Origin of the sequence: Microcoleus sp. K4-B3 (assembly GCF_036704615.1) — a bacterium.
GTDB lineage: Bacteria > Cyanobacteriota > Cyanobacteriia > Cyanobacteriales > Microcoleaceae > Microcoleus.
This window is the reverse complement of record NZ_JAUBSF010000109.1, coordinates 1-19594: the sequence shown is the minus strand read 5'-3', so window position 1 is coordinate 19594 and position 19594 is coordinate 1. Positions and strand designations below refer to the sequence as shown.

Below are 19594 nucleotides of genomic sequence, written 5' to 3'. Positions count from 1 at the left end.
GATTTAGAGTTTAATTTGGGCGATAAAAAGCCGTCCGATAGTCCGACAGAGGATTCCCCAGAGGATTCCCCAGAGGAAGTGTCCGACTATGACAACGGACAGCCAGAACCGTTGTCAGACAAGCTGTCCGGCGAAGTGTCCGGCGAAGTGTGGACTGTCCGACGGTTTGGTCAGATGTTCCCTAACCTGGCTCCTGAGCAATTATTTGTGTCCGTGTCCGAGGCTGCTTTATCGGGCGCAAATATCCGCACAATTATCAAGTCAGTTTTAAAGTGTGGTGAAAAAAACGGTCATCCAACACGCAGCTATTCACGCCACGGAAAAAGCCTCTTGAAGTGGCTAATTCAAAATTACGATGATGGAGAGATTGCACAGTTGCCCAAAATTCAAGAGTTCCTACAAAACGAAAGGGGTAATAACAATGCTTAGTAAGTTATTAAGGGTGATTCCCTGCTCTATGCTTGATGCAATTTACGATGCCATTTTTGCAGAGTTAGTCAGGCGCGGTGACATCATCCTCTCTGATGACTTGAACAACAACGACTACAACTAACTAAGGAGAATGACTGATGCCGACTGGAAAGCAATATGACCACCCTTATGAGCATGAAATACCCAAAATTGATGAATTAGCTCTCTGCATTGCCTTCTTACAAGCTGCAAAAATCAGAGCGGAAAAGCATATAAGCAACCCCTTCACAGACCAATCGTGGCTCGAAGAACCCGAACAGCGATTGATGGATTCGGCTAGCACTGCCATTGATGAAGCTGTGGAAAATTTGGCAGCTCTAAGAAATGCTCTGAAGAGGGATAAGGAAGAAGATGAATAACCCCAGCAGTACATACCTAATCTCAGTGCGACCGACTTGGGCTGATGCCTTTTTCCTTGACCGTAACCCAAAGACGATCGAACTGCGTAAAGGCAGCTTTGGAGCATCCCTAAAACCGGGCGATAATATTGCAATTTACGCCACAATGCCGACCGCTAAAGTGCTAGGAATTGTGCGGATTGTGAAACGTGAAACACTACCGCTCGATCAACTGTGGCGGGCATCGGAGCAAGGGCAACTGGCAAGGGTGACGCGCCAACAGTTCGATGCTTACTACTGCAATCAGGAATCAGGTATTGGGGTTTGGGTACAATCAGCCCAACTGTTACCTAAGCCGATCGCCCTTTCCAAACTTCGGCAGAACTGGGGCCATCGCTGGCAACCACCGCAGCAAATTCAGCAATTAACCGACGATCGGATAATGGCACTGAACATCGATCGCTGAACATTGCCAACATAAACGAGCGCTACGGTGTTAAGGATGATTTGACATCGTAGCGCTACCTGATGGCTGATAACGCTACAGTGGTACTCATGGGGCAAAAGGTGAAACCAATTGCCAATTACCAATTACTAATACCCTTCATTTAAAAAGCCCTCGGCATCACGCTGGGGGCTCTTTGTTTTGGGGTGCGATCGGGCAAGCCAAAAAAACCCGGCATTAACCGGGGTATCAATTCCTAATGTCCGTGGGATGTGTCGTCTCAGGACTTCTCAATGTTCGCAGAATCTATTCAGGTCTTGGCATGGGGCAATGAAATGTATCAGAGTCGGCAGCAATACTTTTAACCCTGTCTAGTGTCGCTAGACAATCGTCTAGCGCTCGGTGTCCCCCATGCAGCGGATACCATCGGTAGCCCTCGTGGTAGTCGCTCCAATCGCCCTGCCACTGTGCATACCACTCCATAATGCACTCGTAGCGTTTGCTCAAATTGAAACTTTTTAAACCGTGCAGCTTGCGGCAATAATCCAAGATTTTGATATCAAAAGCAGCATTGTAGATAAAGACCCGTTTATCTTTCAGCACCTCTACAATCTGCGGGTAAACTTCGGGAAAAGAGGGCGAATTTGCCACCATTGCGTCGCTGATACCATGAATTGCTACAACATCGGGAGGGATGGATATTGTGGGCTTAACCAGGGTATTAAGTAGTGTTGCACCGAGATGATTTACGATCGCAATCTCCACAATCTCAGCATTGTGCAGCCCCGTAGTTTCAGTATCCAGAATTACCCAGTCATCCCTGGTTAATTCGTCACGAGTCCAGCGTATAGCCGCGACTCTATCCTGCTCAATCAGCCGTTCCCGGCTGTTGTACCAGTCGTTATATTCGCGCTTGATTCGAGCTTTCTCACGGTTGGCAGCAAGCGTTTCGAGTTGCTTTTCTGTCGGTTTTCTTTTAGGGCGGCAGGACTCTAGGTAGTCGGGGTCATAAAGCAAAACATCGTACTTTTGCGCCCTGATAATTCCGACTGCTTTTAGGGGCGATAAACTCAGTTCTGCGAGTTGCTTTTTGGTTTTGAGATTTTGGGGAGGTTCGCCTGGTTTCCCCCACCATTTATACTCATCTAATTTATCCATCATCGCCCCCTAGGATTTCTAGGATTTCCACAACGTCTGCCAAGTCAGCCCTCGACTTTTTACGCTTGGATTTCAATTCGTTGAGTAAGTTGGCTGCCTCTGGTAACTCGTTGGCTGGTGTCGAATTTTGTTTGAGTTCGGCGTCGGTGAGTTTCGCTTGCAATTCCCGAATTTCATCGCCCTGTTTGAGGATGGTTGCTTTTGCATCCGCTAGTTCAGCTCTGGCGTCGGTAAGCTGCTGTTCCCAACGAACTTTCTCAAGCTCCATCTCAAGTTCTGAGCGATGCAGTTCTTCGCGAAAGGCGGTGAGTTCTGCAAGTTGCGATCGCACTTGTCCCAGTTCGTCTCGGAGTTTGGCAGAGTCCGCGCGGGCTTCGTCGCGTTCATCCTTGAGTACCCTGCAATCGCTGCGAACCTCATTCAATTCTTGCTCTACCCAACCTACATCAGCCTGCAATTCAAGCCTGAGCGATTCATCGTTGCCCTCGCTCAGGCACTCAATTTTCCCAGCCGTTCCTCAAAGCTGGCTAACTTCTCTGCTAGCAACTTGTCTAGCAAGGGGGCGATGGTTGATTCTAAATCCCCACCTGTCGGCGCTGCACTAGCAGGTTTTATCCCCGTCGCTGACTCCAACAACCCCACAACCCAAGCGTTTACGCTTAAGCCGTTGGTTTCGGCAGTGGTCTTGATAGCTTCTAGCAAGTCTTCCCGTCCGTCCAGTCTCAAGTTGAGTTGAAGCCTTTTATTTGTAGGGGTTTCGGGCTTATTAGTTTTGCTCGTCATAGTCTTGTCTAGTAATAAACTAGCCACAGTCTAGCACAATGCTAGTTAATTGTCTAGTATTACGCTAGCTTAAAATTAGCGCCTCTAGCTTTGTGTCTAGTGCCTTAATCGAGCTTTTGTCTAGTGTGTATGCTATAACAAATACTAGATATTAAATGCTCAATCTGTACTAGACATTCTGCTAGTACAAATTGAGCATTTATCTAGCATCTTCATCTAGCTTTTTGTCTAGTGTCTATGCTATAACAAATACTAGACATTGTGCTAGTATTTGTTATAGCGAAACGGAAACGACATAAACCGCTCGCTACATACGCTTCACAACCAGCACACACAACCAAAGGACAAAGAACAATGGCTCTGTTAGCCAACAAGTTCGCTCAAATCGCCTCAAAAATCGACGCCACGAATGCCCAAATCGCAGCGCTACAAGCCAAGCTCAGCGAGCTCCAAGACTATCAGCAACAGTTGCCTGACCGCTAGCGAACCCTCCCATCGCTAGCGGTATTTAGTACATAGGTTAGACAAAATACTAGCATTAAATTATGAGAAATACTAGACACAAAAACTAGCTTAATTACTAAATGTCTACTAGGCATAGTGCTAGTATTTATCTAGTACAAACAAAACCAGTGCCCGAAAAAACTCCGACCGCCCCAGAACCGATCGCCACACCGACGCTACCGCACCAACTACGGAGAGTGCTTACGGCTAAGCCGATCTCCACCAAGAAACTAATGCTCTCGTTAGTCTCGGTCAAGCGCATAGTATCTGATTGGCCTACCAGTAACTTTGATCGCAACGAACTAGAAATAGCAGGCGAGTTGAGTTTGGCTCACGGGGGCTTGATAGCTCCCAGGCGTGGCACGGCGAGACAGTAACGGGTACAAGGTTGTCGCCGGTCACTTTCAATATCACGCGGCTACGCTGGCACATCGACTCAATCCGGGCCCCCGCAAAGCGAGCATATCCCAGCGCGAGTCCTAGAATCCGAAAATCAAACGACAGGCGAGCGCACTACTTAAGATGCTGAAGTTCGTAGCGCCCGATCCCGTAGCCCCATCCCAGCAATCGGATGGGGCCATTTAAAATATTTGAATCTAAGATAAGGTTTCTTATCTTAGATTCACTCTACCGACTCAACCGCCATGAAACTTGTCCCCAACACCCATCAACCCAGTCTCCAAGTGGTCGCTACAAACACAGTAACAGAACAGCTCGTCTGTTTGTGGGTACACGGTAAGTCTAAAACCACTCAAAAACTCTACCGCCGGGTGTCTGGTCTATTGTTGGGGGCGGTCGGGAAGCCAGCACGGTATCTGACGCTCGGCGACCTGCAAAACTTCGTGGATACACTGGAGGCGCGGGGCTTATCTACTTCGTCCCGTCGCACTTATATCGCTGTGGTGAAATCACTTTTATCATTCGGTCACAAAACCGGGCTTATCCAAGTTAATGCTGGGGCTGCACTAAATACCCCCAAGCCCAAAGATACTCTGAGCCAAAAAATCTTAACTGAAGCTGAAGTTAGGATGCTGATTGCGTCCGAACCCTGCGAGCGAAATCGCTTAATATTCAAGGTTTTTTACTACGCGGGTTTGCGTGTCTCCGAGTTGTGTGGTTTGAACTGGGAGGACTTGACGAGTAACGGTGAGAGCGGCCAATTTTTGATTTACGGCAAGGCCGACAAAACTCGCGTAGTGCTTTTGCCTCGACAGTTGTACGCCGAACTGCTCAGTAGCCGTGGTGATGCAGGCAACCTGGAACCAATTTTTAGGAGTCGCAAGAAGTCCGACGGCGGTAGGCTCAATCCGGTTTCTGTAACTCATCTGGTTAAGGTAGCAGCCGTTCGTGTTGGACTTTCTGAGAAGGCATCAGCGCACTGGCTCAGGCACTGCCACGCTAGTCACGCGCTGAACCGTGGGGCCCCGATTCACCTACTATCCCAAACTCTTGGTCATGCCAGCGTCGCGACTACTAGCAAATACCTCCACGCAAAACCGAATGACAGCAGCGGATTGTATCTGATGTAGGGCTGAGCCACAAAAAAGCCCCAACTATAGCAGTTGGAGCGATTCTGGTTCTGGCAGTTGACGCCGAAGGCGATCGGCTCTTCCGAACGCGAACAGATTGTTGGAACCTTTGTGCCGACCCCATCTTTAATCCCTCAAGTTGAGACCTGAGTTCTTACGAAATTCTCGCGAAGTCAAAACCTTCAGGTTTCCTTGCAGCAGAATTACGGGTTTGGAGATGAGGGTGACTGGATTCCTGTAAAGCCTCCTTACCTGATTTCAATGTTTAGACACTGGTTAGGGTCTATACTCCGATCGGACAATACTTTTTGGCGATGCTAGCGATCGCCCAGTACGAGAAATAAATGGCAAACGGACAAAACGGGCAAAACGGACAAAAGAGAAAATTAGAAACTCAACTCTGGAATATTGCCGACTCGCTACGGGGCAAGATGAATGCTGATGAGTTTCGGGATTACTGCTTAGGGTTCATTTTCTATAAATACCTGTCCGAGCGTCAGCATCTTTACGCCAATGAAATCTTGGCTGAGGATAAGATTGATTTTCTAAAGCTTGATGAATCGTCAGCAGAAGGGCAGAAATATTTAGAGGCAATCAAAGAGGAGTCGATCGCACATTTGGGGTATTTTCTGAAGCCGTCGGAGTTGTTTGGTGCTTTGGCAAAGCGGGCATTGGGGAATAAGGCCGAGGAGGAAGAGATTAGTGATGAGGAGTTGGAAGCGAGTTCCATTTTTATTTTGGACGATCTGACTCAGGTGCTCAATAGCATTGAGCGATCGACAATGGGGAAGGAGAGTGAGGAGGATTTCGATCATTTGTTTGAGGATTTGGATCTGACTTCGACAAAGTTGGGGCGAACTCCGAAGGCGAAAAATGCGCTGATTGCGAAGATTTTGGTGCATTTGAATAAGATTGATTTTCGGTTGAAGGACAGCGAGAGCGATGTGCTGGGGGATGCCTACGAGTATTTGATTGGGCAGTTTGCCAGTGGGGCGGGGAAGAAGGCGGGGGAGTTTTATACGCCGCAACAGGTTTCTAAGGTGTTGGCGAAGATTGTGACGACGGGGAAGGAACGGCTGAGGTCTGTTTACGATCCGACTTGTGGATCGGGTTCGTTGTTGTTGCGGGTGGCGCGAGAGGTGGAGTCTGTCGGGGATTTTTACGGCCAGGAGATGAACCGCACGACTTACAACCTTGCGCGGATGAATATGATTTTGCACGGGGTGCATTATCGGAATTTCGATTTGCGGCAGGAGGATACGCTGGAGCATCCGCAGCATGAGGGAATGCGGTTTGAGGCGGTGGTAGCAAATCCGCCGTTTTCGGCGCATTGGAGTGCGAATAAGCTGTTTGAGTCGGACGATCGCTTTAGTCAGTATGGTCGGTTAGCGCCGAGTTCTAAGGCTGATTTTGCGTTTGTGCAGCATATGCTACATCATTTAGATGAGAATGGGACAATGGCGGTGGTGTTGCCCCACGGGGTTTTGTTTCGGGGTGCCGCCGAGGGGGAAATCCGCAAGTATTTGATCCATGAGCGCAATTGGTTGGATGCGGTGATTGGGTTGCCTGCGAATATTTTTTATGGCACGAGCATTCCAACTTGCGTGTTGGTGTTTAAGAAGTGTCGCGAGCATCCCAACGATATTTTATTTATTGATGCGAGTGCGAATTTTGAGAAAGCAAAGAATCAGAATTTTTTGCGGGATGAGGATGTAGAGAAGATTGTTGAGACCTATCGAGGACGGTTACAAGAAAACAAATATAGTTATTGTGCGCCGTTGGCCGAGGTGGCGGAGAATGATTTTAATTTGAATATTCCGCGTTATGTGGACACGTTTGAGGAGGAGGAGGAGATCGATCTGGGCGCGATCGCGGTAGAGTTGCGATCAATGGATCGGGCAATGGAGGAGAACGATCGCCTGATTCGGGGGTTTTGTGATGAGTTGGGGATTGAGGTTCCGTTATGAGTAAGAAAGTAAATAGAAAAGTTCCTAAGTTGAGATTCTCTGAATTTGAGGGAGATTGGAAATTTGGAGAAGTCAGCGATTTAATTAGTAGCTTAGATGCAGGTGTTAGTGTTAACTCGGAGGACAGAGCAGCAAATCAAGTTGAGAAAGGAATTTTAAAAACTAGCTGCATCTCTAATGGAGTTTTTAACCCCACTGAAAATAAGGTAGTTGCCGACGAACATGAACTTAGCCGTTTAAAAGAACCTGTCACTAAAAATACAATTTTAATTAGTCGAATGAATACACCTATCTTAGTTGGTGCAAATTCTTATATAGAGAAAGATTATCCAAATCTCTTTTTGCCAGATAGACTCTGGGCTGCAAAAATAAAAAAAATAAATTTTCCTAAGTGGGTTTCTTATTATTTTATTAGAAATAAAGTCAGAGGACTTTTATCTTCAAGAGCAACAGGTACTAGTAATTCGATGAAAAACATTACGAAAAATGATGTTTTGACCTTACCTGTATACTTTCCCTTGATCCCTGAACAGGAAAAGATTGCGAGTTTTTTGGGGGCAGTAGACACCCGTCTCACCCAACTGCGCCGCAAGCACGAACTCCTGCAAACCTATAAACGGGGCGTAATGCAGAAAATCTTTTCTCAACAAATTCGGTTTAAGGGCGATGATGGGAAGCCTTTTCCTGATTGGGAAACGAATAGAATTGACAATTTTTTAGTTCGCTACAATAATCCTGTTCATGTTCAACTTGATGCAGAGTACAGCCAAATTGGAATAAGATCGCATGGAAAAGGTATTTTTCACAAAGAACCTGTAACAGGAAGAGATTTAGGGAATAAAAGAGTGTATTGGGTTCACCCCAGATCATTTGTTATTAATATTGTGTTTGCTTGGGAGCAAGCTGTAGCTTTAACAAGCAATGAAGAAGATGGTTTTATTGCCTCTCATCGTTTTCTAATGTTTTTGCCAAAAAACAATAAGGTAAATCTTCAATTTGTATTACTTTTCTTTTTAGGGAATCGAGGAAAATCTTTGTTGGAACTTGCTTCGCCAGGAGGCGCTGGCAGAAATAAAACGCTTGGACAACAAAACTTTTCTGAACTTCAAGTAACATTCCCAACTTTAAAAGAACAAGAAAAAATAGCTGATTTTTTGACGGCGATTGATAAAAAGATGGAAGCTGTTGCCAAGCAAATCAATTTAACCGAACAATTCAAAAAAGGCTTACTACAAAAAATGTTTGTATAATGGAGTGTTATGGATAGCTTAGAAGCCTTAGTAAAAAGACATCTCAAAGAATTTCCAGATTTTCAATACTATGGTGCATTTGGTGAATTCATTAGCGCAATTGAAAGCTATCACCAAGATTTAAATATGGGAGTGAGCTCAGATTGCTGTAACTCCCTTATTCAAAGCATTTGTAGAACCATTATCACCCAAATTGATTCAGTTGAAATAGATGCGGTAAACTCTATGAGAACTGATGAACTAATAAGGAAAGCAGTAACACTACTTCAAAAAAATGATGATCTCCATGAAAGGAACTTTGTATCTCAGCTTGGAAAAGTAGGAATATATATAAATAATATAAGAAATAGCCGAGGCGAATTATCACATGGCAGACATATACCAAAAGAACTGCTTAACGATCAGGATTTATCTCGGCTACTGAGAGAAATAACAGAAAGCCTATCCCGTTACCTAATCTCTTCATTTTTTAGTTTTAAATTAGAACAGTTTAAAGAAGAAGCTGAAGTAGAAGAAGATTTAATTAGATATGAAGACTATCCAGAGTTTAACGAATTACTAGATGCAGATTATCCCTATGAAGGCAAACTAATCTATAGCCAAGCCTTATACACACTATACTATGAAGACTATACTATCCAGCTACAAGCCTTCTTGGATGAACAAGAACCATTAGACGAAGAGTAGGGAACAATGACTGAATCTGAAGCACAACTAGAACAAAATTTGATTGATCGCCTGACGGGACTTGGCTACGAACCCGTCACCATCCGCAACGCCGCCGACCTCACCGCCAACCTCAAAGCCCAACTAGAAAAACATAATAAAACCCAACTCAGCCCCGAAGAATTTAAACGAGTCCTCAACCACCTCGACAAAGGCAACGTCTTCGATCGAGCCGAACGCCTCCGTGACAGAATGCTCCTCATCCGTGATGATGGCACACCTACTTACCTAGAATTCCTCAACACCGAACACTGGTGTCAAAACCAATACCAAGTCACCCACCAGATCGCCCAACAAGGCAAATACAAAAATCGCTACGACGTAACCCTGCTGATCAACGGCTTGCCCCTAGTCCAAATCGAACTCAAACGCCGAGGACTCGAACTAAAAGAAGCATTCAACCAAATCAACCGCTACCAACGCCACTCCTACGGTGCAGACTTTGGGCTATTTCAATACGTGCAAATTTTTGTCATCTCCAACGGAGTCAAAACCCGCTACTACGCCAACAACCGCAAACAAGAATACAAACAAACCTTCGACTGGGCAGACTCAGAAAATAACCCGATCGCCCCACTCGACGACTTCGCCGCTGCCTTCCTGGAGAAATGCCACCTCTCCAAAATAATCTGCAAATACATCGTCCTGCACCAATCTGACAAAGTGCTGATGGTGCTGCGTCCCTACCAATATTACGCTGTCGAAGCTATCCTTGAGCGCGTCAAAACCACAGACAAAAACGGCTATATCTGGCACACCACAGGCTCAGGCAAAACCCTCACCAGCTTCAAAGCCGCCCAAATCCTGACCGCACTCCCCAAAGTCCATAAAGTGCTGTTTGTGGTCGATCGCGCCGACCTCGACTACCAAACCAGCAAAGAATTCAACCACTTCAGCCCCGACAGCGTAGATACCACCGAGAGCACCAGAGAACTCGTCAATCAGATGACAGGCGACAGCAATCTCATTGTCACCACCATCCAAAAACTCAATAACGCCATCCGAAACCCTCGCCATGAATCTGTCATGGAACCCCTGCGGAATCAGCGTATCGTTTTTATCTTCGATGAATGTCACCGTTCCCAATTTGGCGAAACCCACAAAAATATCGTCAAATTCTTCCCCAACGCCCAACTGTTCGGCTTCACTGGCACACCCATCTTCGCCGACAACGCCGCAAGTAATACCTATGGCAAACGCACCACCAAAGATTTATTCCAAGAGTGTCTGCATAGATATGTGATCACTAATGCGATCGCCGATGAAAACGTTCTTAAATTCTCCGTTGAATATTGGGGGAAAATCAAGCGCAAAGACGGCAGCCTTATCACCGAACCCAAACTCGATCGCGAATTTTTTGAAAATCCCGATCGCATATCCCTAATCGTTGATTGGATCATAGAAAACCATAACCGCAAAACCCACAATAAAAAATTCTCTGCCATGCTCTGCGTCAGTAATATTGATAGCTTACTGACCTATTACGAAACTTTTAAACATAAACAAAAACAGGGTTTACATGACTTGCGAGTCGTGACGATTTTCACCCCCAGCATTAACGAAGACGACGAAGAGGCAAATGGCTTAATCGGCGAACCCGATTTTGATTTAAAAACCAGCAACAGTTCCCATAGCCGCGACAAACTCGCCGAATTTATCAACGATTACAACGCCCTCTATCAAACCCAACATTCCGTCAGAGATAGCAAAGCCTTCTACACCTACTACAAAGACATCTCCAAACGGATGAAAGACCGCGATCGGGAAAACGCTCAGGATCAAGAACGTGCCGATATTCTGTTAGTGGTCAATATGTTCCTCACGGGCTTCGATGTCAAAAAGCTCAATACCCTCTACGTTGATAAAAATCTCCAGTATCACGGACTCATTCAAGCCTATTCCCGCACCAACCGCATTTTAGGCGAACTCAAATCCCAAGGCAATATCGTCTGTTTCCGTAACCTCAAAGAAAACACCGACCAAGCCGTCGCCCTCTTCTCCGATGCCAACGCCAAGGAAGAGATATTTATCGAACCCTACGAACACTACATTGAAGCGTTTAATCAAGGTGTGCAGGCATTGAGGGCGATCGCCACTATCCCCAACGATGTCAATAAACTGATCGGCGAAGACGATCAAGTGGAATTTGTCAAAGCCTTTCGTAACCTCATCCGTTTACTCAACGTCAGTAAATCCTTCACCGAGTTTAAGTTTACTGACCTAAACATGGACGAACAGACCTTTGACGACTATAAGAGCAAGTATCTCGATATCCACGATCGAACGCGATCGCGCAAAGAGGAGGAAAATGAATCCATCATTGAGGAAGTGGATTTTGAACTAGAACTCATTCAACGCGACGAAATCAACGTTTCCTACATTCTTAAACTCCTAGTAGAACTTCGACAAAATACCAAAACCACGGAAGAAGACTATCAGAAGAGAAAAGAGTCTATTCTCGAACTCGTTGGGCAAGAGGTTCAATTACGCAGTAAACGGGATCTCATTGAAAAATTCATTGACGAACAGATGCCCATAATTAAGCCAGAAGAGGCGATCGAAACCGCATTTCAGAGCTTCTGGAATCAAGAACGCACTGTCGCCGTGCGCCAACTCTGTCTCAAGGAAAATCTCAAGCCCGAAGCAGTCAACCAAATGATTGCCGACTACAAATTCTCAGGCAAAGAACCATTACGCGAGACAGTGCTGAATGCCTGTAACGAAAAACCCAAACTATTAGAGCGCAAAAAAATCTTCGATCGCGTCGTGTTGAAATTACTCGACATTATTAACAAGTTCGATGATGCTCTGGGCGCATTTGAAGAGGAACAATAAAACAACCCTCAAAGCAGGCAACCGCCAAATCAGTGGCGATCTTCATACGTGGTCTAACAAGTCGATAAAGCGGACGGACAAGAGATTCTAGTGGGGATGCCGAGATTATCTGCCAGCGCTTATTTTAGCCGTTATCTCGCAAACGCTGCCTGACCTTGGAGATGATTCGGAAGCGAGATCGAGAATTAAGGATTCCGGTGTACAAACAAGAAGTAATAATATACGGCTCTATCGTAATTGTGGTGGTAACGCAAGCTGATAATCTTTCTGCATCAACGTTTTGGGCCTTGACACTCCATAAAATTTGGCTCGGCTGCTACTTTTTACACCAAACATCCGGGAGAGCCTAATATACTGTATGATTAAGTGTAATTCTTTACAAAGATACAATTTTACTGTCAACTTTCGTTGGTAACGACAACTTAGAATATTCCTGTCCCAGAATCATGGAGGTCGTTGGTTATGGCAGACTACTCGCCAAGCCTGATTTTTACTTGGGAAATTGCAGCGGTTGAAGCTAAGGCAAGTAACGCTACTGAAATAGAGGCTTCCCATCTATTGATTGGACTGTGTAAGCTTTGTGATTTGGATTTAGAACGCTTCTTTACAACACCTTCTGTAGAAAAACAGGGTCAACGTCCTGAGTTCGAGGCTGACATTCTTGAGCTAAAGCAAAAGTTTCAACAAGCTGATATGAACCCGACAACCTTTCGCCGTCGCTTGCGATCCGTTGTTGCTAACCTTGGACTAAATGTGGATACCGGGCGAGGAATGTCTCGCAGCCAAGAGTCGCGACAGGTTTTTCGGCGGGCAGAAGAGATTGCATGGAAACAAGGGAATCTCCCACGTCCTCATCACTTGTTACAGGCGCTGTTGGAATTGCCAGCACCTCCGTGGGCTAATATTCTCGATGGAATGGATATTAGTAATCTTCAAGAAAGCTTTTTCCGCGATGCAGCATCAGGTTTTGAAGAAACTATTAAGACAGAAGCTGCTGAATCAAAGAACCTGCAAAATTTGAAGCAGACACCTTTTTTGGATCGCTTTGGGCGAGACTTAACCGAGCAAGCGCGTGAGAACCAACTTGGCCCAGTTATCGGGCGGCGTTCTGAAATTCGCAGTTTGGCACAAGTGTTGATAAAGCACCGTCAGCAGAATGCGCTTTTGGTGGGTGAATCTGGCGTAGGCAAGACTTCTATTGTTAATGGATTAGCTCAGCGAATGGTGGGAACTAAAGCGTTGCCAGGGCTGGAGGATAAACGGATAGTAGAAGTGTCTTTTCCGGCATTGTTAACGGGCCTGAAAAATCAGAGTGAGATTGAGGAAAGATGCAAAACTGCGCTCGAAGAGGCTTCAGGGGAAGATATCATCCTATTTATAGAGGAAATCCACAAAATTTTTGCTTCAGAAGCAGAACAGACGATCGCACTTGCTCGCTTGCTAAAATTAGCTATAACACAGCGGAATTTGCAATGTATTGGCACGATATCGGGCGACACAGGCAACCAAATTTTGGGAAAAGATGAATCATTGATGCGACACTTTCAGGTAATTCAGATTGACGAACCAACTCCTGAAGAAGCTATAGCCATCCTCAAGGGACTGCGATCTAACTTGGAGAAACATCATGGTTTAAAGATTTTAGATTCTGCTATTGAAGCATCGGTAGAGATGTCTGTGCGTTACTTGCCTGATTTTCAGTTACCGGAAAAAGCCATTGATTTAATCGATCGAGCTTGTGCGGGTGTTCGCCTTGTTTCTCTTTCTGGCGGTAGCGATCGATTAATGGTTTCTAGCATTGGGCGCGAAGAAGTAGTCGCCGCGATCGCCTTAAAATCTCATATTTTTTCAACCTTCCATCCAGCCTGACTCCCCACTTTGCCGGCTCGGATGAATGCAAAAGCGCCCCGCTTGAATCGATCGCCGCTGGGTTTAACTCCGATGAGCGCTTTAACTTCGGCTGTCGATAGAATCCAACCCGAGGCGATCGCCTGTTCCAACGCGGCGTAATGTTGCAGAGGGTCGCGATTTGCTGCAATGTGTCTGGCGATCGCCTCGATGAGTTCAAGAAAGTTTTCTCTGTCTTGATTTATAGCTGTTGCGACCGCAGGTTCGATCGCTTCTATTTTGAAAACTTCGGTGCGGCTGCTTTCAAAATCTGATAGAGTGCCGCCAGATTTTAGGTGCTTGTCCAGTTTGTCCAGTTTGTCCAGTTGCTCACTGGATATTTTGCCTCGGGCTACTGGTTCGATCGATAAAGCTTTTATGCGATCGTACACAGATTGCTTGCTGCTTAAGCTGTAGCGCTCTTGCAGGCTTGCGGTCGGGTAAGTTTCCATATTTCCAGTTTGTCCAGTTTGGTCACTGGACAAATTATACCTCTGCTTAGTCCAGTCGCTCACTGGAAAAGTGACTGGACTAAAAAAAACCTTTTTTATGGGGGTAAAAACGTCTTGCGAGATTTTTATAGACTAACTACTTGAGTAACACCTGTAATTGCTCAGCGTCCAATCCTTGCAAGCTTTCTAGTTTTTCAGCAATAACAGCCAAAAACTTCTCAAATTTTGGGCAACTTTTACAAGAAGATAAGTCACCGGGAATCTGACAAGTACAATTCCAGCGTTCCGGAGAATAAAAATACCGTCCGCATCCATAACATAAATATCGTTTTTTTCCATTAGCTAAACCGTTGTTTCTAAGATCAGAGCTTTGACAGTGAGGACAAACCGAAACGAATGGCGAGACCGAAGAAAGTTGCCAACTGGATAACGCCTCTTGTCTTGCCACTTGAGTGCGTAAATTTTTTAAGTTTAGTTGAGATTGAGCCTCCGAAAGAAGAGCGTCCAACTCCTCTCGATTTTTATTGTGTAACCCACGTACCTTCTCTTTTAGAGTCGGCAGGAATTCTTGAAAAGAGGGGCAATCTTGGCATTTGGGCAGAGTTCCAGGGTTTTGACAACGACAATCGAATTTCGCTATCTCAGTAAATGAAACGCCACAGCCACGACAAACATAGCGTGGAATTCTATTCTGCTGGTGGTATCCATCCTTAACCACATGGCGAGAAGCACATTGGGGACACTGTAAGCCCTCAGATTGAGCCTTGGACTGCCAATGAGGGAGAGCCTGGTGCATCGCGACCTCAGAGCGCAGTTTAGTGAGATTAAATAGATCTTGAATGTTCATAAGCTTGACCGGGGTAATTTAGTTTGATAGTTTTAATTCAATTGATTCAACCACACCAGACCGAACCGTAATGCGCTCCACTAACAGCGGGAGAATTTTGACTTTTTCATCGTTAGAAAGCGTGTGCCAAATCGCCAAATTATTACCTGCTTGAATGATTTCGACAGCGGTTTGATTCTCAAAATCCTTAGTTGCAAAAGGATTCAAAAGTTTTTCAATTTCTTCAAGAGTCTTAGCTTTAATTGCCTCAATATCGGGGTCAAAGGTAGAAACTTTTTCCAAGGCTTCCAACTTTTGTTGTAAAGAGCGCAATCGGGGGTTTGGCTCAGGCTCTTTTTTGGCAACCGGAGTTTCTGGCTCTACTTGAATCGTAGTTGCAGCTTCCAAAAGTTTTTTGATTAATTGTTGCTCAATCAAAAATTTTTGAGTGTTTCCGGTATTATTACAACCTTTCCCACTATGCCGGCACCCATAATATTGATATTTCGTCAAGCCATTTTTAGACGTGTGTGTTTTAGAGGTACATTTGCAATAGCACCCACCACAAAACACTAAACCGCTCTGATAAGTATAGTCTCCATAGGCATCAGGCAAAGCGGAATTAGTATTAAAGTTATGGCGGTTAATCCCCCGCTCAAATTCAATAATTTTTTGAATCTCTGCCCCCTCTTCCTACGTAATTAAACGATGTTCAGTATGAGTATTCTCAATGATTTTCCATTGGCTTGGATCTGTTATTTTAGTCTTTCCTTTGGCCATCGTGATCTTTTTACCGTAAGCCGTGTGTCCTTGCAATACAGGATTTAACAGCCACTTTCTAAAGCTGTCTGATGTCCAGTTGATAATGCTGTCATGCCCAGTTTTTTTAGTTGGAGATTTCGCAATTCCATATTTGGCGTAAATGGTTCTGATGGCCCGGCTTAATCCCTTTTGCTGAAAGAAAATATCGACACAATCTCTTACGATCTGTTTCACAGTTAGACTAGGCGGCTGTGAAACTTCTAATTCCTCGCCGTAAAGTTCTAAATAATTAGCAGGTCGTTCATTGAGGAGGCATAAAAAAAGACGTTCATCTAAAACATATTTATCCTTTTTGACTTGATAGCCAAAAGGATAAGAATTGCAAGCTTTTTCCTTTTGTCGTCGATAATTATTTCCATGTCGCACTCGTTCCGAAATTTGATCGGTTTCTAGTTCAGCAAGGCAAGCTAAAAGATTCGCCATGAACTTCCCTTGAGAAGTATTTAAGTCGATCTTTTGATCCAGACTTCTGAGGTTGACCCCAAATTCCAAACACAACTGGCTTATTTCTGCAAACTTAGCAGTAGAGCGAGCAAGTCGGTCGATACGAGTCACAACAATTTCCTTGACTTCTCCAGATTTAATAAATTTAATCAGCTTTTTTAACTGAAGGCGATCGTTTTTCCGACCAGATTGAACATCCGTAAGGGTTTCTGTCACTCCAGCTTCCTTGAGGCGAGCTTGCTGCTGCTCCAAAGCATGGGAGTTTAGGGCTTGCTCACGAGTCGAGACTCGCGCGTAACCGAGAATTATCAAGGGTTCGGGCATAGTTTTTCCTAAGCTTTTACAATTAGTCTGTCGATACGAGTCACAATAATTTCCTTGACTTTTCCAGCTTTAATCGATTCAGTCAGCTTTTTTAATTCAGCGCAATCGCTTCTCCGACCAGATTGAACATCCGTAAGGATTTCCATTGCTCCAACTTCCTTGAGGCGAGCTTCCTGCTGCTCCAAAGCATTAGAGTTTAGGGCTTGCTCACGAGTCGAGACTCGCGCGTAACCGAGAATTATCAAGGGTTCAGACATAGTTTTTCCTAAGCTTTTACAATTAGTTTACCGCACTATTTGTGCATCTCCAAGAGGTCTTGGAGATGCACAAATACGAGTCATTTTTCCCCATAAAAATCCCTTTCCACCTAGACTGATGGAATGCAGTTCTTCAAATTTCAGAAGAAATTTACAGAGGGGGGACGGAGATAACAGGGACAGACTTCCTGTTAGATAATCTGCCAGTTATCAGAGAAACTATTGATCTCCAAGCAATGGCTTCTCTTTACCCAAAGTCTCATAAGGATAAGTTAGGTTCAATCTTTGTGCAGCTTTTCGGTTAAAGTTTACTTTTCTTAACAAACCCTTTTTTGGACTGGGATGGGTTTTTCCCTTTGCCTCGCTTGCTTTTGCCACCTACATGAAGAAAACCATCTGGCTGCAAAACCATTAATTGTAGATTGGGGTTATTACGCGCACTTCTCACAACACGTTTCTTAATTTTTATATAGTCGGAGTAAATTTGACGACGAAATTCGTCATCCTGTTGGGCAATATCTTCAGCGAAAAATCTTAAGGCTTCTTCTGTAGCATCGCAAGTGGCTATCTTCGTCAAGTCGAACTGAGAGCTGTCAGCGAATTTCCGTTGATGAAGTGTATTAAAGTCTTCTCGGATGCGTTTTGACATCACATCACAAGAGTGTTGTTTTCCCTGTAGTTCAGGTTGTTTGCTAAAAATCCCGTTTTTAAAGAATGTCTCTTGAAGACGCTCAAAATGGCAGCTCCACCACAGCTCGGTCGCGCTAGTAACTTTTAGGAAATCTTGCCCATACAACGGAGCTAGCTTCACAATCTCTTGGCAAAGGTTTAATAAAGCCCACGATTCCTCAGCGTGAGGCTTAAAGGCACATTCCCATGAGAAACGCAGTTCTGGAGGGTCAGATAGGGAGGAATCATGGCTCTGTTTATCAAAATGAACAATCCATTTTTGGATAGCTTTGAATACCTCTCGATAATGATTCAGTAATTTCTGGAAATCCCCTTCCTGATTAGATGCCAAAATCTGGTTTGCTTTCAGAACAAAATCAGGTAATTCTCCGAGGGCTTTAATATAGGTGTCTCGACTGGGTTTTTCTGAGTTTGGTAGTTCCAATCTCCAGATGATCGGATTGTAGATCGTAGGTTGCTGCTCTGTAGAGTTCCTTTCTGTCATGGAAATTTGGTAGTAATTATTAACCAACTTACCTAAATTATAGAAAATTTTCTGCTTTTTGTTGTTTCTGTTAGATGAATCTGTACGAATGTATAACAGCGACAAAGATGGGTGTTAAGAACAACTATCCTGTTGATATGATTTAAAATCTCATCAAAATAATGGCTAGAAACTACGATTTATAAGCTTTTTAAGCTTAGCAACTAAAAAATTTTTGTTAACTTATTAAGTTAGGCTCACGGTTCGACGGACTTAATAATTTCAATGAGTTTGAATCGTTCACAATACAAAAGCATATCTGGCACATATTTGCCTTGTCGCTCGTAATAGCGGCGATAACCTGCCCTCCACGAAGAAAGAGTTCGATCATCTTCACCACTATCATAAGCAAACGCTTCATCGACCTCATCGTAGCTGAGTAGCCGGAGTTCTACGGTCTCGATTATGGCAACAGGCGAACCTTCTCCATCCAACACCACGTGCTTTTGCCCCACTTGGGTTTGCTGACCTTCACTCTGATGCCACGTGGTGCCCGTTTTGACCCCGCCAATGACTAAAAGTGCCAATTGATCTGCCATTTGTGGCGTATCGCCAAAAGAGAACTGGTTAAGTTTTGACCACCATTGCTCGCTCATAGCTATCCTTGTAACTAATTTGTCCGCTCGCTTCTGTCACGCTGCACGCAACAACACAACTTATAATTGTGTCGCAGATGCGGTACAACGCTCTTCCTAGTCGGCTTATCCCGTACATCTGCGGTTTAACTCCGAACACTCTGAACACCTTCTGCTCTGCCTTAACCCAAAGAATAAACCTCTTTGATTGCCCTGCCAAGGAGAAAAATTAACCATCTTTTGTAAATTTGCGTAAATCCACTCGATCATCCTGCCGATGAAAAAAAGTTGTTATTCTGACCTAGTTCCGATGTATAATTTATAGTGCTAAAGTAAATTTTTAGAAATCTAAATGTCTATATTGGTTCCCTTAAAATTTACTCAAGTGTTACTAGCACAAACTAGCTCTTGCCATAATGTCGGGCCGGGAGAGTTAATCCTTATCCTCGCTTTACTTGGGTCACTTTTAACCTTTGCCGCTACGGCTGGTGTGCCAGCACTAACAATTACCATACCCACTGCTGTGGTAAAGGTTCTAGCTAGTTTGGCAATTGGTGTTAGCTGGACTGCGATAACTGTGCCATTTCAGGGACTTTTAGATATCGCGGCTGTGGCGGCTGTTGTTGAAGGTATTAGCCACATATTAGGATGTGGTTAATTGCATCGGAAACGGTTAGTTAAAGTACATCAGGTAATCGGGACTCAGCAAAAGGTAAGCTGTTTCGCATTTAAATTGTGATAATAGCATTTCCTTTGTTTTTAAGTTTCCGTCCCCATTTGATAACCAA

Annotated in this window: 21 protein-coding genes and 1 pseudogene; 12 read left to right on the top strand and 10 right to left on the bottom strand. The window is 44.6% G+C overall.

The genetic code is table 11. The features are described 5' to 3' along the window. The 3 genes and pseudogenes from QUA78_RS28565 to QUA78_RS28555 form a co-directional block, all read left to right on the top strand. A pseudogene (locus tag QUA78_RS28565) lies at positions 1–429 on the top strand (hypothetical protein); the annotation flags it as partial. 140 nt (positions 430–569) lie between these two features. Continuing rightward, positions 570–830, top strand: coding sequence for a hypothetical protein (locus tag QUA78_RS28560; protein WP_015179852.1), 261 nt, complete (start codon positions 570–572; stop codon positions 828–830). Continuing rightward, a complete protein-coding gene (locus tag QUA78_RS28555; protein WP_333304115.1) occupies positions 823–1275 on the top strand; it encodes a hypothetical protein in 453 nt (150 codons plus the stop codon). The genes QUA78_RS28560 and QUA78_RS28555 overlap by 8 nt, the downstream gene beginning before the upstream one ends. Positions 1276–1560: 285 nt before the next feature. Here QUA78_RS28555 and QUA78_RS28550 read toward each other — a convergent pair whose 3' ends face one another. From QUA78_RS28550 to QUA78_RS28540, 3 genes are read right to left on the bottom strand one after another with little or no spacing between them, the layout of a single operon-like run. Continuing rightward, complete coding sequence (locus QUA78_RS28550; protein WP_333304116.1) at positions 1561–2415, bottom strand: 3'-5' exonuclease; 855 nt, start codon at positions 2413–2415, stop codon at positions 1561–1563. Beyond that, positions 2405–2869 (bottom strand): hypothetical protein, encoded by a 465-nt coding sequence (locus tag QUA78_RS28545; protein WP_333304117.1) that lies wholly within the window; start codon positions 2867–2869, stop codon positions 2405–2407. The genes QUA78_RS28550 and QUA78_RS28545 overlap by 11 nt, the downstream gene beginning before the upstream one ends. Before the next feature lie 32 nt (positions 2870–2901). Beyond that, positions 2902–3195, bottom strand: coding sequence for a hypothetical protein (locus QUA78_RS28540; RefSeq protein WP_333304118.1), 294 nt, complete (start codon positions 3193–3195; stop codon positions 2902–2904). Between the two features lie 354 nt (positions 3196–3549). Between QUA78_RS28540 and QUA78_RS28535 the strand changes: the two genes are divergently transcribed. The 8 genes from QUA78_RS28535 (at position 3550) to QUA78_RS28500 (ending at position 13875) form a co-directional block, all read left to right on the top strand. Then, positions 3550–3678, top strand: coding sequence for a hypothetical protein (locus QUA78_RS28535; protein WP_333304119.1), 129 nt, complete (start codon positions 3550–3552; stop codon positions 3676–3678). 149 nt (positions 3679–3827) lie between these two features. Further along, positions 3828–4076 (top strand): hypothetical protein, encoded by a 249-nt coding sequence (locus tag QUA78_RS28530; protein ID WP_333304120.1) that lies wholly within the window; start codon positions 3828–3830, stop codon positions 4074–4076. Between the two features lie 267 nt (positions 4077–4343). Beyond that, entirely contained in the window at positions 4344–5228 is an 885-nt protein-coding gene (locus QUA78_RS28525; RefSeq protein ID WP_333304121.1) for a tyrosine-type recombinase/integrase, read from the top strand. A gap of 344 nt (positions 5229–5572) precedes the next feature. Further along, positions 5573–7195, top strand: coding sequence for a type I restriction-modification system subunit M (locus tag QUA78_RS28520; RefSeq protein ID WP_333304122.1), 1623 nt, complete (start codon positions 5573–5575; stop codon positions 7193–7195). Then, positions 7192–8445, top strand: coding sequence for a restriction endonuclease subunit S (locus QUA78_RS28515; RefSeq protein WP_333304123.1), 1254 nt, complete (start codon positions 7192–7194; stop codon positions 8443–8445). Before QUA78_RS28520 ends, QUA78_RS28515 begins: the two co-directional genes overlap by 4 nt. A gap of 9 nt (positions 8446–8454) precedes the next feature. After that, complete coding sequence (locus QUA78_RS28510; RefSeq protein WP_333304124.1) at positions 8455–9132, top strand: hypothetical protein; 678 nt, start codon at positions 8455–8457, stop codon at positions 9130–9132. A gap of 6 nt (positions 9133–9138) precedes the next feature. Continuing rightward, a complete protein-coding gene (locus QUA78_RS28505) occupies positions 9139–12006 on the top strand; it encodes a type I restriction endonuclease subunit R (RefSeq protein WP_333304125.1) in 2868 nt (955 codons plus the stop codon). Between the two features lie 462 nt (positions 12007–12468). Then, the gene (locus tag QUA78_RS28500) at positions 12469–13875 is read left to right on the top strand and encodes an AAA family ATPase (RefSeq protein ID WP_333304126.1); all 1407 of its coding nucleotides are present in this window, start codon (positions 12469–12471) and stop codon (positions 13873–13875) included. Here the strand turns inward: QUA78_RS28500 and QUA78_RS28495 are convergent. The 7 genes from QUA78_RS28495 to QUA78_RS28465 all read right to left on the bottom strand — a co-directional run bounded on the left by QUA78_RS28495 (position 13845) and on the right by QUA78_RS28465 (position 18827). Continuing rightward, the gene (locus QUA78_RS28495) at positions 13845–14345 is read right to left on the bottom strand and encodes a hypothetical protein (protein WP_333399155.1); all 501 of its coding nucleotides are present in this window, start codon (positions 14343–14345) and stop codon (positions 13845–13847) included. The genes QUA78_RS28500 and QUA78_RS28495 overlap by 31 nt on opposite strands. Before the next feature lie 136 nt (positions 14346–14481). Further along, positions 14482–15192, bottom strand: coding sequence for an IS1/IS1595 family N-terminal zinc-binding domain-containing protein (locus tag QUA78_RS28490; protein ID WP_333304128.1), 711 nt, complete (start codon positions 15190–15192; stop codon positions 14482–14484). A gap of 18 nt (positions 15193–15210) precedes the next feature. Next, positions 15211–15609 carry a hypothetical protein gene (locus tag QUA78_RS28485; RefSeq protein ID WP_333399154.1) on the bottom strand — a complete coding sequence of 133 codons (399 nt, stop codon included), beginning with the start codon at positions 15607–15609 and terminating at the stop codon, positions 15211–15213. A 255-nt stretch (positions 15610–15864) separates the two neighbouring features. Beyond that, positions 15865–16761, bottom strand: coding sequence for a recombinase family protein (locus QUA78_RS28480; RefSeq protein WP_333304130.1), 897 nt, complete (start codon positions 16759–16761; stop codon positions 15865–15867). A gap of 8 nt (positions 16762–16769) precedes the next feature. After that, positions 16770–17018, bottom strand: a complete 249-nt coding sequence (locus QUA78_RS28475; protein ID WP_333304131.1) for a recombinase family protein — start codon at positions 17016–17018, stop codon at positions 16770–16772. Positions 17019–17319: 301 nt separating this feature from the next. Next, positions 17320–18192 carry a hypothetical protein gene (locus QUA78_RS28470; RefSeq protein ID WP_333304132.1) on the bottom strand — a complete coding sequence of 291 codons (873 nt, stop codon included), beginning with the start codon at positions 18190–18192 and terminating at the stop codon, positions 17320–17322. Positions 18193–18428: 236 nt separating this feature from the next. Further along, complete coding sequence (locus QUA78_RS28465; RefSeq protein ID WP_333304133.1) at positions 18429–18827, bottom strand: ASCH domain-containing protein; 399 nt, start codon at positions 18825–18827, stop codon at positions 18429–18431. A gap of 331 nt (positions 18828–19158) precedes the next feature. On the opposite strand from QUA78_RS28465, the gene QUA78_RS28460 reads away from it, so the two are divergent. Then, the gene (locus tag QUA78_RS28460) at positions 19159–19464 is read left to right on the top strand and encodes a hypothetical protein (protein ID WP_333304134.1); all 306 of its coding nucleotides are present in this window, start codon (positions 19159–19161) and stop codon (positions 19462–19464) included. The last annotated feature ends 130 nt before the right edge of the window (positions 19465–19594 follow it).